This window comes from Halomonas sp. EF61, assembly GCF_040147045.1.
Taxonomy (GTDB): domain Bacteria; phylum Pseudomonadota; class Gammaproteobacteria; order Pseudomonadales; family Halomonadaceae; genus Halomonas; species Halomonas litopenaei.
The window spans coordinates 1144175-1157336 of the sequence record NZ_JAMSHM010000002.1 but is presented as its reverse complement, the minus strand read 5'-3'; the positions used below and the strand labels follow the sequence as shown (position 1 = coordinate 1157336).

The window sequence follows — 13162 nt, the reverse complement described above, 5'->3', positions numbered from 1 at the left end:
GCAGGCACCCTTCGTACCCGCCAAGCCCTAGGCGCTGTCCGAAAAGTCGACGAGCGAAGGTTAGACAAGGCAAAAATCGGTGAGAAAGCGCAGTTTACGGGGTGTAAATGAGCATTTTGACCGGGCTGGCGCACCAGCCGATTTTTAACGCCGTATTACCGAGCGCAGGCACTTTTCAGACAAGCCCTAGCCCAGCAGCCCCCTGACCAGCCCCAACGCCAGAAACGCCAGCACCAGTGCCCACACCGGCAGCCGCTTCAGCAGCACGAATCCTGCCACTACGATCGCCACGTCGAGGGTCGAGATGATGGCGCTTTGCCACACCGGATCGATGAAGGCGGCCCCCAGCAGCCCGACCACGGCGGCGTTGGCGCCGCTCATGGCTGCCCTCAGGCGAGGGCGACGGCCGAGCCGTTGCCAGGCCGGTAACAGCCCGATCACCAGCAGGGCCCCGGGAAGGAAGATGGCGACCAGCGCCAGGGCGCCCGCCCACACGCCGCCGGCAACGCTGCCCAGATAGGCGGCGAAGGTGAACAGCGGTCCTGGAACAGCCTGGGCGGCGCCGTAGCCAGCCGTAAACTCCTGAATCGAGACCAGCCCGCGGCCGACCACCTCTGCGTCCAGCAGCGGCAACACCACATGGCCCCCGCCAAACACCAGTGCGCCGGCGCGATAGAAGCCGTCGGCCAGCGTCGTCCAGGCGTTGGGCGAGAGCCAGTGCAGCAGGGGCAGCCCTCCCAGCAGCAGCGCGAACAGCACCAGGGCAACGGGACTCGCCCAGGACGCCAGCGATGGTGCCGGCACGCCAGCGTCGTCGGTCGACGTTGACGTCGCGCCTTCCAGCAGCAGGAGACCTGCCAGGGCTCCCAGCACGATGACCGCCACCTGGGCGCCGATGCCGCCGACGACCAGCATGATGGCAAGCGCCACCAGCGCCATCCCGGCACGGGGAAGATCCGGGCAGAGGCTGCGGGCCATGCCGGTCAGGGCCTGGGCGACGACCACCACGGCGACCAGCTTGAGCGAGTGGATCAGCGCTTCGCCAAGGGCGCCGTCCATGGCACCGGCACCATAGGCGAAGGCCATCATCGCCAGTGCCGAGGGCAGGGTGAAGGCGAGCCAGGCCAGCAGGGCGCCGACTAGGCCGCCGCGGATCAGTCCGATGGCAAGCCCCACCTGGCTGCTGGCCGGGCCGGGAAGAAATTGGCACAGCGCCACCAGTTCGGCGTAGGCGGATTCGCTCAGCCAGGCTCGGCGCTTGACGAAGACCTGATGGAAGTACCCCAGATGAGCGACCGGACCGCCGAAGGACGTCAGCCCGAGGCCAAGGAAGGTCAGAAAGATATCCAGGTGGCGTCGCGGCTGTTGTCGGACGGGTTGCTGCGATTGTTGAGGGCTGTGTTCCATGACGTCACCGCGAAAAGTGGCAGTCCAGTCTGGCACCTCGAGGTGACAGTGAAATGAAAGGAGATAACGGAAGGCAGGTGGCATGGACAGGGGGCGTCATGCCCCCTCTCTGTCTGCGCTCTGTCTCCACCCTATCTCAACTCAATCTCCACTCTATCCCCAGTCTGGCCGACTGGCCCTTCGGCCAGGGCCCCATCCCGCCAGTGAGCCAGCGCAGTCACTTTTCAGACAAGCCTCGGGCTTTGACCGAAACGTCGACGAGCGAAGGTTAGACAAGGCAAAAATCGGTGAGAAAGCGCAGTTTACGGGGTGTAAATGAGCATTTTGACCGGGCTGGCGAACCAGCCGATTTTTAACGCCGTATTACCAAGCTCAGGCACTTTTCAGGCAAGCCTTAGCGCAGGTAGAGGCGGCCCTGTTCATACAGACTGCGGCAGTCGCTGGCGTCGTGGAAGCGATCGGCTTCGATATTGCCGCTGGCAACGCCGGGGCCGGCGAAGCGAGGATCATCGCACTCACCGTCGTGGCTCCACTGGCTGCCGTCGTCGCCCCACTCGATCTCGCCACCGACGTAGCTGCTCGATGCGCTGGCAGAGGCGCCGGCCGACGCTGCGCTGCTGGTGGACAGCGACTCGGATACCACCAGGGTCGCGGGTGCCAGCTGGCCGCTGCCATCGTAGCTGCCGACCCAGACGTTGTAGTTGCCGCTGGGGGGCGAGGTCAGTACCACCGCGGGATCGGTGCCGTCGGCGTCATCGCTGCAGTGCCAGATGCCGCTGGCGTCGTAGACCACCAGGGTGGTATCGCTGGCTGAGGTGGCGGCGATCTTCAGCGGATAGCTGCCGGCGGTGTAGTTGATATCCACATCCGGAGCCTCGGCGTTGACGAAGCCGGCGCAGTCGGCGCTGACCACACTGGCCCGGGTATTGCCGCCGGCCATCACGTCGAGGGTCTGGGGATCCGGCTGGAAGCCGGCGCTCAGGGTCAGGGTGGAATAGACCGGAGCGGCGGTCCAGTCGAGCTGCTGGGCCACGGCAGGCTTGCTGGTGGACATGCCGGCGCAGGCGGTGGTCAGCAGAGGAAGCGCCAGAATGAGGGAGGTACGTGCGAAGGGGGGCATCGGATGTCCTTGGATGAGCGTTGGATGGCGACGGGGCGAATGAGACACCAGGTCAGTCGAACGAGGGGGCAGTCGAATGGACGGACGACATGACAAGAGCGACGCCCGAATTTCAGCGCACGCCCGGTCCTTAGCATAAAAAACCTGGATATCGGATACCACTTAATAAGCACTCACTAGCTCTGGGCGATAGTGCTGTGCTGAATCGGCGCATCAGGCTGAATCAGCAAAAAGTACGCTGAAAGTGTGTTCTACAGGCGTGGTACTGTGATTCATGGAAATTTGAGAGCAGGCGATGGCGTCGGGGGTTCTTCGTAATGGGCCCGCGCAGGGCATCCGGGAATCCGGTTCGGTCTTCGCCAGCACTCGACGAGACCGTCATCTTCCCGACACGCAGAGGATGCTGCCGATGGATACCCCCCGTACGGAGCGAATCTCGATCTACCCCTTGACCACCCGCGTAAGAGTGGACGTCGAAGGCCAGGTCCTGGCCGACACCCTGCACGCGCTGGAACTCACCGAACCGGGCTACCCGCCACGTCTCTACCTGCCTCGCAGCGACGTCGACATGAGTCGTCTGGTAGAAAGCGACACCCGGACCCACTGCCCGTTCAAGGGTGACGCTCGCTACTTCCATGTGGAGGTCAACGGCCGCCGTTACGAAGATTCGGTGTGGAGCTACGAACAACCCCTCGATGGCGTCCAGGCGATCCGCGCCCACCTGGTATTCGATCCCAGGGTCGCGACCGCCAGCGTCGAATCCTGAAGAGGGGCCGCTTGGCGATAGAGAGCCCTGTCAGGCGGTCAGGCTGCCAGAAACTGGTCAGCACAGTTCCAGCGGCACTTCCTGGGCCTCGAAGGCCAGCAGCCATTGCTTGCGCCCCATGCCACCTGCATAACCGGTCAGACTGCCATCACTGCCGATGACCCGGTGGCAGGGCACCACGATGGCGATGGGATTACGTCCATTGGCCGCGCCCACCGCCCGGTGGGCTCCCTTGCGGCCGAGTCCTTCGGCGATCTGGGCGTAGCTTCGGGTCTCGCCGAAGGGGATCTCCGACAGCGCCTTCCACACCTGACGCTGGAAGTCGGTGCCATGGGGATCCAGCGGCAGCGAGAAGCTCTGGCGTCGCCCCTGAAAGTAGTCATCAAGCTGTTCGCGGCAGGCGCGAGTGTGCTCCGAGGGGCGAGTCGTGATGGTCTCGGCCCGGCCGACGTCGATAAAGTCGAGTCGGGCGACGCCGCCAGCGGTAGCGGCGATGACGATGGCTCCCAGAGCGTCGACCTCGGGCGGATGGTAGACCTCGAGTCCAGCGAAGGCGTCGAGACAGGCGATGGGATCAAGGGTCGTTGTCATGGTCATGACTCCAGAGTTGCAGCAGCAGATAGCTGCGCCAGGGGCGGGCCTTGTCAATGTCGATGCCGATGTCGCTGTCGCCCCCAGCCAATGAAGGGGGGGACAGGACGCGTCGAATCACGGCGTCACCGGCGAGCCAGACATCGGGGTCGCTTTCGCCCCTTAGACGGGCGTAGCCGGCGGTCCAGGGGCCGATGCCGAGAATGTCCTCCCAGTGCGGAGGCTTGCGCTCGTCACCTGCCACCGCCTCGGCCAGGCGTCGAAGCGTCTGGCGTCGGCTGTCGGGCATGCCGAGAAAGGCAAGCGGCGAGCCTGCCAGCGACGCCGTGCTCGGAAAGTGGCAGCCACCGTCCGGGGTCCTCTCGCCGAGGGCATCGACCAGCGTCTGGGTCAGGGCGCGCGCCTGGACGAGGCTGACCTGCTGGCCGAGTACGGCGCGAACGGCAGCCTCGAAGGGTGACCATAGCCCAGGCAGGCGCAGGCCTTCCACCAGTGGCAGACCGGGAGCCGCGTCGCGCAGGGTCGCGTCGATCAATGAGGGGGTAGCGTCCAGGTCGAGCATGCGCCGAATATTGGCGATGACGCCGGTCACCTGATTCAGATCGTCGATGACCAGTTCGACACGAAAGCCATGGCGTTCGGGCTGATGGAAGGCGGTGAAGTGCCCACGGGCGCTACGCCAGCGGAAACGTCGGCCGTAGTGATCGTCGCCGACCCACTCGAGACCGCGGATCGCTCGGCGAGCGAAGAAGTCGCGCAGCGTGGCGAAGGCGTAAGGGGGACGATAGCCGAGGGTCAGGCTCAGGCACTGGCCGAGCCCCTGCCCTGTGTCCTTGCGCGTGCTGGTGCTCGACACGCGCCGGCGAATATCACGGGGGCTGAGTCCGATGCGCTCGCGGAACACCTCGTTGAAGCGTCGTACGCTGCCGAAGCCGCTGGCCAGCGCGACCTCGCCGATGGTCAGGCTCGATTCATGCAGCAACTGTTTGGCGAACAGACAGCGACGATGCTGCGCATAGCCCGATGGCGTAATGCCCAGGTGGCGCTGAAACAGCCCTCGTAGATGGCGAGCTCCGATACCGAGCCGTGCGGCCAGGGCCTCGACCGAGTCACCATCCAGCGCGCCCTGGTCGATCAGCGCAAGCGCTCGCTTGAGGGTGGTGTCACTACCTTGCCAGGCAGGCGAGCCCGGGGCGCTGTCGGGACGACAGCGCAGACACGGTCGGTAACCCGCCTGGAGCGCGCCCAGCGCACTTTCGTAGTAGCGCACGTTGTCTTCCCGCGGCAGTCGCGCCGGACAGATGGGCCGACAGAAGATACCGGTGGTCAGCACCGCCACGAAGAAGCGACCGTCGAAGCGTGGGTCCCGACTGAGCCGGGCTCGTCGCAGCGTCGCGAGATCAAGCGTCATGGGGTGGGATGCGCGGGCGCCAGGTGCATTCCCCGGTGCGCCTGACGCGTGGCCCGGGGCGCCTGGCTGGCGGGTGGCGTTCAGGTTGGTGGACGGCGCAGGCATGTCCCTCTCCCAGACGGTATGCTTGAGGACAAGTCTATCGCGTCCTTGTCCCCACAATGGCGGAAATCGGCACTCACTGGAAGATCGTTGTCCCCCCCGCACAGGAGAACCGCATGTCGCTACCCTTGACTCGCCACAATCGTCCGCGTCAGGTGCTTGACGCCATCGAGGCAGCCAATACCGGTCTCAGGGAAGACGACCGGCAGGCCAAGTTCGACAAGATCGCGGCCTCGCCCTACGCCTTCTTTCGAGGCACCAATCATCTGTACTGGGCCGATGTCTGGCATGACTGGCGCTTTTCGCTCTACGGCGGTCAGGTCGACACCCAGACCTGGTTGCAGGGTGACGCCCACGCATTCAACTTCGGCGCCTATGGCCACCACGATGACCACGTGCGCTACGGCATGGACGATTTCGACGACTCGCTGATCGGTGACTATCAGTATGATCTCTGGCGCCTGGCCATCAGTCTGGTGCTGGACGCCCACGACAATCAGGGTCTTTCGCCCAAGGCGCTGCGCCGTGGTCTCAAGCACCTGGTGCTGGCCTACCATCGGGAGCTTGCCGACCATCGCCGAGGCGAGACCCCAGGGTACGTCAATGTGGAGAGCGCCAAGGGGCCGCTCAAGCCGTTCATGCAAAAGGTCGAGCGCAAGAAGAGTCGGGCCAAGATGCTCGACAAGTGGACCCGGCTCGACGATGACGGCCGCCGGCTCGAGCGTGAGGGCAAGCTGTCCAACCTGCCTGCCCACCTGGACAGCCAGTTGCGCAAGGCCATCAACGAGGAGTATCGCGATACCCTGAAAGGCGAGCGCAGCGAGTCCGAGGACGAGCACTTTCGCATCAAGGACACCGCGCGGCGTCTGGATGCGGGCACCGGTTCACTGGGACTGGACCGTTTCTACGTGCTGATCGAGGGTGGCAAGGACCACGAGCATGACGATGTCATTCTCGACGTCAAGGAGCAGCCGGGGCCGGCCGGACTGGTGCTGATGAGCGAGGCCGGCAAGCGCGCCTGGAAGGCGACCTTCCCGCATGAGGGCATTCGCCATGCCGCCGCTTTCCACGCCATCGCCGAACACCCGGATATCTACCTGGGCTGGCTGCACCTGGGCGACAAGGTGTTCTCGGTGCGCGAGCGCTCGCCCTACAAGGAAGACTTTCCTACCCACAAGCTGAAGGGCGGCAAGGACTATCGCCAGCTGGTAAAGCAGTGGGGTGGCATCCTCGCCCGCGAGCACCTGCGCGGCGCCGCTGCGCTGACGCCGGACGATCCGGGCCGTTTTGCCCGGGCGGTGGGCCGGCGGGTCGACGGTCACCTCGATCAGGTGGTCGAGATGGTGACCACCCTGGCGCACAGCTACGCGCGTTGTGTGGCCCAGGACCATCAGACCTTTGTGCAGTCACGCAAGGATCGGCAGTGATGCCTGGCCTGGCTCAGGTCTGCTCGCCCGGCTCCAGCGGCTCGCGGGTGGGGCCTCGATAGACCCGCGCCAGGGTCCGCGTCATCAGCTTGCGTGACAGACCCGGCACCAGGCGCATGCCAAGGGTGGCCAGGCGTGCCTGGCGGGTCGGCACGATCAGGTAGTCACCCTTTTGCAGTCCCGTGAGGGTATCGTCGGCGATGGCGTCCAGGCTGGCCTTGGGGATGGACAGGGTCTGGGCGCGATTTTCCGGCGTCCGGCCCTGCTCAAGGGTGTCGACCATGGGCGAGTCGAACTCGCCGGGGCACACCAGCTGTACACGGATGCCCTGGGGCGCGAGCTCGTAGTAGAGCGACTCGGTCAGCCCCACCAGGGCGTGCTTGCTGGCGCAGTAGGGGGTGTAGCCGAAGACCCCGGTCAAGCCCGCCACCGAGGCAATATTGATCAGCCAGGCCGCGGGGGCATTGCCCTTGTGCCCGTGCTGGCGCCCGCCCTGGGCCGCCAGAAACGGCAGCGCCGCCCGAGTGGCGTTGAGCGGGCCGAAGTAGTTGACCTCCATGACCTCGCGAAAGTCCCGCTGGGTCAGTGTCTCGAAGTAACCCTCGCGCATTACCCCGGCGCAGTTGATCAGACCGTCGATGGCGCCGCTTTCGGCGGCGATGGCGGCCATGGCCTCCTGCGTCGCGGTTTCATCGGTGACGTCCGCCACCCGACAGTCGACCACCGCCGCCGGCGACTCGCCTCGCAGCGTCTCGAGCGCGGCAAGCAGGCGCTGTTCGTTGCGGGCCACCAGGGTGACCCGCGCGCCCTCGCGTACCAGCCGCTGTGCCAGCGCCAGGCCCAGACCCGAGGAACCTCCGGTGATGACGAAGTGACGATGTTCGAACATGGTGGCTCTCCAGCCGCCAGCCTGTCATGGCAGTCTGACAAGCGTGGCCTCTTGTGGATGGTGGTGGTCGACGGTGTGCCAAACGCTCTCGGTGATCAGGATGCCTGTCGCCAGCGACAGGGAATCGGGAAGGCCTCGAGGCGGGCCTTGAGAGAGGAGAGATCGACATCGCCCGGCACCCTGATCTCCGCCACCAGGCCGAGGGTCGCATCCTGGCATGCCGTGATGCGTGCCACCCCGGGCCCCAGTTCGGCGTCGGCGATCTCGCCATAGACCCGGGTGACCGCGTCCTGTCGCAGGGCCGGCTTGAACACCTTGCCCACCGCCGTCAGCGGGATGCTGTCGAGGATCCAGATGTTCTTGGGGATGGCGGCCTTCTCGGCCAGGTGGGCCTGACAGTGGCTGAGCAGGTCGTCCTCGTTGACCTGGCGATTGGGCTGCAGGCTGACGTAGGCCACCGGCAGTTCGCCGACTCGGTCGCAGGGCTTGCCCACGGCGGCGGCCATCTGCACCGCGGGGTGGCGGTAGAGCGCGTCTTCGATCATCTGTGGATCGATGTTGTGCCCCCCGCGGATGATCAGATCCTTGGCGCGCCCGGTGATCCACAAATAGCCGTCGGCATCCTGGCGGGCCAGGTCGCCGGTGTTGAACCAGCCATCCTCGACCCAGATGTCGCGGTTCTGTTCGGGCCTGGAGTAACCGTCGAAGACGTTGGGTCCGCGGATCAACAGCGTCCCGATCTCGTTGACTGCACAGTCGTGCAGGTAGCGGCCCTGGTCGTCGAGGGCGACCACCCGGGCACCGGTATAGGGCAGCGCCAGGCCCACCGATCCGGTGCGACGCTCGCCTGCGAGCGGGTTGGCCATGCTGCCGCAGGTGCCCTCGGTCATGCCGAAGCCCTCGATCAGCGAGATGCCGGTCAGTTCTTCGAAGTGGCCGTGGACCGCCCGGGGCAGGGGGGCGCCGCCGCTCAATGCACTTTCGAGGCTCGATACCTCGGCGTCACCGAAGGGCACCTCGAGCAGGCGAGAGAAGATCGCCGGCACCGCACTGAAGAAGCTGACCCGGTGGCGCTCCACCAGCGACCAGAAGTTGTCGACCAGGCCGGGGCTGCGGAAGCCGCCCGGGGTGGCCAGCAGAATCTCGGCGCCGATCATCAGCGGCACCAGGCCGGTGATCAGTACGGCGTTGACGTGAAACAGCGGCAGGCCACAGAGGATCACCGCGTCCTCCCGGTGGCGAAACAGCATCTGCATCATCGCCGCGTTGGCCACCTCGTTGGCGTGGCTATGGGGTGCCAGCTTGGGCAACCCGGTGGTGCCCCCGGTGTGGAACAGCGAGGCGCGCTCCTCGGGGTGGATCTTACGTTCATTGATGAGCCGATCGGCGGGGGCCCGATCGAGGCAACGGTCGAAGTCCTCGCACCAGTCGGCGGCGTCGGGTAGCGGCAGACGTTCGCGCAGAGCGCGGGCTTCGTCATCGCCGAGAAAGCGCGCAGCATCGACGTACAGCACCTTTTCAAGGCTCGGTACCTGGTCCTTGATGGCTACCACCTTGTCCCAGATGTCGCTGCCCGGGAAGGGTGCCAGCGCCACCAGCACCCGGGTGCCGGCGGCGTTCATGATGCCGGCGATATGCTCAGGCTCCAGCATCGGGTTGATCGGGTTGACCACGCCGGCCGCTTCGCCGCCCCACAGGGTGAAGTGGGTCTGGGGCAGGCTCGGCAGCAGAAAGGACACCACGTCGTCGGCGTCCACGCCGAGGCGGTGAAAGGCATTGGCCGCCTGCACGACACGGGCAAGAAACTCGGCGTAGGTGTAGCGCTGCCCCTGCTGCTGGGTCGTGGCGTCCATCACGAAGCGCAGCGCGGTGGCGTCGGGTCGGCGCCTGGCGCTGATCTGAATCAGCTCGAGGGTGCTGTCGGGCAGCTCCAGCGAGGCCCACGGGGTCGCCTCGATGACCTCGATGTCGTTTCGATCGCGAATCGCCGGAAAACGACTAATTCGCTCGAGGTAGGAGGGCAGGGGCGAGGCTGCGGCGGAAGCGGTGTCGATGGTCATCTTGGTTTCTCGAGGCGTCGCGGCGTCAGGACCAGGCGCGACAGCAGCAATCGTAAGTGTTGTTGTTGAACGTGCTAGCGGACCAGCCACTGCATCAGCTTGAGGACCTTGTGGGTGGTGCTGGTGTAGGGCGGTATCAACAGTTTCATGCTGTCGAAGGGGCCCTGACGGTAGACCGGGCGCATCTTGGAGAAGGTGATGAAGCCGTCGCGGCCGTGGTAGTGACCCATGCCGCTGTCACCCACACCACCGAACGGCAGGTCATGCTGGCCCACGTGCAAGAGGGCATGGTTGACCGAGACGCCGCCCGACTGGATACGCTCGATGTAAAGGTCCACCAGCGCCCTGTCCTGGGAGAACGGATACAGCGCCAGCGGACGAGGACGTGCGTTGATGTAGTCGATGACTTCTTCCGGCTGGCGGTAGGTCTTGACCGGTAGCAGCGGACCGAAGATTTCGCGCTGCATGATCTCCATGTCATCGGTCACGTCCAGCACCAGGTGCGGGGCGAACTTGCGTGTCTCAGGGTTGCTTTGCTGTTGCGACAGGGGAATCACCCGCGCGCCCTTGGCCCTGGCGTCCTCCAGGGTCGCCTCGAGCCGGGCGAAGGAGGCGTCGTCGATGATCGAGGTGTAGTCGGGACTAGAGAGGTCGGGGTAGCGGTGTCCGACGATGCCCTTGGCGGCGTCGACCAGGGCATCCACGCTCCCTTCCGGGAGAAACAGGTAGTCCACCGTGGTACAGATCTGGCCGGCGTTGAGCAGCTTGACGAACAGGATTCGCCGAGCGGCCTCGGCCAGGGAGAAGTCCGGGGCGATGATTGCCGGCGCCTTGCCGCCCAGTTCCAGGGTGACCGGGGTCAGGTTGTCGGCGGCGTTGGCCATGACCTTGCGCCCGGTGGCGGTGGACCCGGTGAACACCAGATGGTCGAAGGGCAGGCGGGTGAAGTGAGGCCCCAGCTCGCCGTCGTCGGCGAAGAACTTGAGCTTTTCCTCGGGAAAGTAGTCGGGGCTTAGGTCGATCAGCAGCTGGGCCAGTCGGGGAGAACGATCCGACATCTTGACCAGCGCCCGGTTGCCGGCGGCGAAGATGCCGATCAAGGGGGCGAGGCTCAGGTTCAGCGGAAAGTTCCAGGGCACCAGCACGCCGACGACGCCCAGCGGTTGCGGGATGACGCTGTTGCGTGCACCGAAGTAGAGGCTGTGGTCGACCCGGCGGCGCTGGGGCTTCATCCACGACTTCAGGTGCTTGATGGCGTCCTTTATATCGCCGAGCACCACCACGAACTCGCAGAACAGGGTCTCCTCGCGGGAGCGATTGCCGAAGTCGTCGCTGATCGCCTGGACGAACGCCTCCTGGTGGTCCTTGAGCATGTTGGCCAGGGCCTTGAGGTGGCCGATGCGCTCCCGGTAGCTTGGCACCGGCGCCGCCAGATAGGCGCTTCGCTGCTGGTGGAAGGACTGCTCAAGCTGATCGAGGGTGCGGGGATCGGGTGACATCAGGGGGGCATTCATGCGTCGACTCCAGAGGTCGCGGTGGTCGTTGTGGCGGCGTCGCTGGCAATCAGGCCATGCAGGTCGCCGTGGCCGTCCAGCGCCGAGCAGGAGCCCGGCAGGGGCTTGGAAAAGTGGACGCGCGACACCTCGGCGGCCCGTCCTTCATCGAACACAGGCTCCTCGGCCCAGGCGTACTCCGCCAGGGCGAGGATGGTCAGCGAAGGGTTCACCCCCAGGTTGCCGGGAATCAGCGAGCCATCGATGACCCTCAGATTGTGGTAGCCGAAGGCGCGACCGCGATCATCGACGACGCCATCCTCGGCGCTGGTGCCGATGGCGACGCCGCCCATCAGGTGGGCGGTGCTGGGGGCGCCGGAGAGCACTTCGGTGGCCACGTTGCCGGCCTCGCCGCCACCGGCGGCCTCGACGAAGTGACGCGCCGCCTCGTGTGCGATGGGGAAGTAGTTCGACAGCGCCCGGTCATCCTTGTCCTGGTATACCGACCAGCCGGGCTTGAACATGGTGTACCAGGGGCGCTGGCTCTTCAGGTGGACGTAGGTGTCCCTGGTCTGCATCACCAGAAAGATGATCGAGTGTTTCGACTTGCCCACCGGGTTGAGCATCCGCAACGTGGTCAGCGGCTGGCGCAGGATATTGATCAGCATGCTGACCGAGCGCGGCACCTGACCATGGGTATCGGTCAGCGGCACGGCGCTCTGCAGCGCGAAGGTGGCGTCGCCGTAGCGGGGGAAGCGGTTGATCTCGATACGGGTCTCGTCGTCGGGATCGAACATCGAGGTGATGGTCGGGCCGTGGCAGATTTCCTGGGGCTGGCCGCTGGCGTCGGCGAACCTGGCGGTGTTGACGATCAGCGTCTCGGAGTTGGTGCGGACCTCTCGTCCCAGGCGCGATGACAGCCGGGGCAGGGTCTGGTCCTGGTCCCTGGCCTTGAGCAGCAGCGGGATGGTGCCGAATACGCCGGCGGACAGCACCAGGCCCCGGCAGCGCAGCCGGTAGGGTTTCTTGGCGAACCAGGCGGTGGAGGACTGCACCGTGATCTCGTAGCCGGCGCTGCCGTCGCGCTGTCCCTTGGCATCGGGCAGCGCCTCGATGCGCGTGACCTCACTCTCGGCGCGTATTTCCACGCCGTTGCGTTCGGCAAACCACAGGTAGTTCTTGACCAGAGTATTCTTGGCGTTGTGGCGACAGCCCATGGTGCAGCCGCCACAGTATTGACAGCTGTTGCGCTCGGGGCCGTCGCCGTCGAAGTAGGGGTCGCCTCGCTTGGCGCCGCTGGCGTCGTCGGGGTCCTCGGGAAACAGCACCCCGGTATTGACCCTCTGGTAGGTGTGTTCGCGGCCCATGCGCCTTGCGGTTTCCTGCAGCGCTTCGTCGGCGGCGTTCTCGTAGTGGCTCTTGGTGACACCGAGCATGCGCTGGGCCAGGCCGTAGAAGGGCGCCAGGCGTTGCTTCCAGTCGCCATGGACCCGGGTCCAGGACTCGGCGGCAAAGACCTCGTCCTTGGGGATCAGGTGCACATTGGCGTAGACCAGCGAGCCGCCGCCGACGCCGACGCCGTGCAGGGCGGTGATCTTACGGGTCAGGCTGATCTGCAGATTGCCGGTCAGACCGAGCCTGGGGGCCCACAGGAATTTTTTCAGGTTCCAGGAGTTGTCCGAAAATTCCTCGTCCTTCCAGCGCCGGCCCTTCTCCAGCATCAGCACGCGATGGCCCTTTTCCGAGAGCCTCAGCGCGCTCACCGAGCCACCGAAGCCGGTGCCGATGATGATCTGGTCATAGTCGAAACGGTCGTCTTGGCTGGACGTCATGGACTGGCCCCTCACGCTGTCGTTGTTGTCTACACCGAGCATAGTGAAGGCAGGGCCGGGCGGA

Annotated in this window: 10 protein-coding genes; 2 read left to right on the top strand and 8 right to left on the bottom strand. The window is 65.5% G+C overall.

Features of this window, described 5'->3' with window-relative positions; all coding sequences use genetic code 11:
* Positions 1-186: 186 nt before the first annotated feature.
* Entirely contained in the window at positions 187-1407 is a 1221-nt protein-coding gene (gene chrA / locus NFI08_RS13995) for a chromate efflux transporter (RefSeq protein WP_349590062.1), read from the bottom strand.
* 394 nt (positions 1408-1801) lie between these two features.
* A complete protein-coding gene (locus NFI08_RS13990; RefSeq protein ID WP_253029022.1) occupies positions 1802-2527 on the bottom strand; it encodes a hypothetical protein in 726 nt (241 codons plus the stop codon).
* 409 nt (positions 2528-2936) lie between these two features.
* Between NFI08_RS13990 and NFI08_RS13985 the strand changes: the two genes are divergently transcribed.
* Positions 2937-3293 (top strand): DUF427 domain-containing protein, encoded by a 357-nt coding sequence (locus NFI08_RS13985; protein ID WP_045992174.1) that lies wholly within the window; start codon positions 2937-2939, stop codon positions 3291-3293.
* A gap of 57 nt (positions 3294-3350) precedes the next feature.
* On the opposite strand, the gene NFI08_RS13980 is transcribed toward NFI08_RS13985, so the two are convergent.
* Both NFI08_RS13980 and NFI08_RS13975 read right to left on the bottom strand, forming a co-directional pair.
* The gene (locus NFI08_RS13980) at positions 3351-3884 is read right to left on the bottom strand and encodes a methylated-DNA--[protein]-cysteine S-methyltransferase (RefSeq protein WP_222515641.1); all 534 of its coding nucleotides are present in this window, start codon (positions 3882-3884) and stop codon (positions 3351-3353) included.
* A complete protein-coding gene (locus tag NFI08_RS13975) occupies positions 3868-5400 on the bottom strand; it encodes a DNA-3-methyladenine glycosylase 2 family protein (protein ID WP_349590057.1) in 1533 nt (510 codons plus the stop codon). The genes NFI08_RS13980 and NFI08_RS13975 overlap by 17 nt, the downstream gene beginning before the upstream one ends.
* A 113-nt stretch (positions 5401-5513) precedes the next feature.
* Between NFI08_RS13975 and NFI08_RS13970 the strand changes: the two genes are divergently transcribed.
* The gene (locus NFI08_RS13970) at positions 5514-6824 is read left to right on the top strand and encodes a DUF2252 domain-containing protein (RefSeq protein ID WP_045992173.1); all 1311 of its coding nucleotides are present in this window, start codon (positions 5514-5516) and stop codon (positions 6822-6824) included.
* Between the two features lie 13 nt (positions 6825-6837).
* Here NFI08_RS13970 and NFI08_RS13965 read toward each other — a convergent pair whose 3' ends face one another.
* The 4 genes from NFI08_RS13965 to NFI08_RS13950 all read right to left on the bottom strand — a co-directional run bounded on the left by NFI08_RS13965 (position 6838) and on the right by NFI08_RS13950 (position 13098).
* Positions 6838-7713 (bottom strand): SDR family NAD(P)-dependent oxidoreductase, encoded by an 876-nt coding sequence (locus NFI08_RS13965; RefSeq protein WP_287163173.1) that lies wholly within the window; start codon positions 7711-7713, stop codon positions 6838-6840.
* A gap of 95 nt (positions 7714-7808) precedes the next feature.
* On the bottom strand, positions 7809-9773 hold the full coding sequence (locus NFI08_RS13960; protein WP_349590053.1) for an acyl-CoA synthetase: 1965 nt from the start codon (positions 9771-9773) through the stop codon (positions 7809-7811).
* A 74-nt stretch (positions 9774-9847) separates the two neighbouring features.
* Positions 9848-11287 (bottom strand): coniferyl aldehyde dehydrogenase, encoded by a 1440-nt coding sequence (locus tag NFI08_RS13955; RefSeq protein WP_349590051.1) that lies wholly within the window; start codon positions 11285-11287, stop codon positions 9848-9850.
* The gene (locus tag NFI08_RS13950) at positions 11284-13098 is read right to left on the bottom strand and encodes an FAD-dependent oxidoreductase (protein WP_349590048.1); all 1815 of its coding nucleotides are present in this window, start codon (positions 13096-13098) and stop codon (positions 11284-11286) included. Before NFI08_RS13950 ends, NFI08_RS13955 begins: the two co-directional genes overlap by 4 nt.
* Positions 13099-13162 lie beyond the last annotated feature (64 nt).